Raw genomic sequence first — 1487 nt, forward strand, 5'->3', positions numbered from 1 at the left:
CCATAGCCGTTAACCTAAGGAAGACAGGGCTTGTTTAAATACCTGACAGTGTGTTTGTTTTCCTTTCTTTTTTTCAATAATTAGATCTTTCATTATTGGAATGAATGACTTATCGAACCATACTTTGGGGACTTCTTGAAGTTTGATAATCTCTCTTAGTGAGGCTGAGTTTCTTTTAGCATACTTGAAGAATTTTTGTATACTGCACCCACTGTCACTTTTCTTACTTTTAATTAGCTTATCTGCAATTTGAAATAATCGCCAATTGATTAATATCCAAATTATTTTGGCAATTAACTGGCATTCGAACCGTTCTTTTTTAACCTTTTTGGTTATATGTATCTTTAAGTTAGATTTCCACGTTTTAAATATAAGTTCAATTTGCCACCTTAAACTGTAAACTTTCGAAATATCAGATGTGCTTAGATGTTCTTTTGAAGCATTTGTAATAAGCAAGGTATATTTGCTTTTAATTTTGTAGTCATCACTAAGTTGACATCCTTTACTTTTTGCGTGTTTGGATGCTTTCCTGATTCTTTTTTGATAAACCTCGTCGGGTACAGATTTAATAATTAAACGGGATGATATTAGCTCGTTCTTGCCTAAATAAACAGCTAGCTCCATTTGATCAAGCTGGCGTTTTTTCATTTGCTTGTCTACCTCATTCCAGTCCAAAAGTTTCATTTTCTGACCTTCTTTGATATAAACATTCAATGTTGTTGGCAGGCGATTAAGGTAGTAGGCTTTTCTTTCAATGACACCTTTTAGGTAGTTCATTGTAACGTAACCCAAATCCCTTAACATCAGGCTCCCCTCTTTTATGTTATCTAGCGTGCACTTTGAATCTTCCTGGTCATTACGCGTTGCTTTTGTGATTTCAAAAGCATTCCAGTTTCCACTAACTAAGTCATATTCATACTGTATATTCATTAATGCCTGATCTTTGTGAAACCCGTTAAAACCAGGATAATCTTTGTTTAGGTTTTTGGGAATACTGAACTTTGTTGAATCTTTAATATAAATGCCAGTAAACTGAGTGAGCTCTAATGATTGTACGTTAAAACGATAAGCGATATTTTCAGATAGTACCTTTTTTACAAAATCAACCGCCGGTTTATTAAATCGTTTATGAATGGCAACTTTCGAAACATCACAATTGTAATGTTCGAAAAGGTCACATTTAAGATCAATCAAACTGGTGTCTTTTTGATCACTTTCATTGAGCATTAAACATGCCAGGAAACTGGTGGCATCGATGCTGCTTTTTCTTTCAACAAAACCTGTTTCTCTTGCAATCCTGTCAAGGCTTTCAGAGTCAAAGTTATCAACCAGATAGCTGTTGAAATCTTTGATGTAATCATGGATTTTTTTCTCTGATTTAAGACCGTTTTTCCTCTAAAAAATGGTACCTTCAGGTAGTCAAAGAAAGGCGGTCTATTTAATATAACGTTTCAAACCGCCTTTCATTTTTAACAATAAAAATATAA

The 1487-nt window shown here is 33.8% G+C and carries 1 protein-coding gene; it reads right to left on the reverse strand.

Features of this window, described 5'->3' with window-relative positions; genetic code table 11:
• Positions 1 to 9: 9 nt before the first annotated feature.
• Entirely contained in the window at positions 10 to 1365 is a 1356-nt protein-coding gene (locus tag FHS86_RS19130; RefSeq protein ID WP_429417677.1) for an IS4 family transposase, read from the reverse strand.
• Positions 1366 to 1487: the final 122 nt, after the last annotated feature.

The sequence above is a fragment of the Roseimarinus sediminis genome (genome assembly GCF_050433125.1).
Classification (GTDB): domain Bacteria; phylum Bacteroidota; class Bacteroidia; order Bacteroidales; family Prolixibacteraceae; genus Roseimarinus; species Roseimarinus sediminis.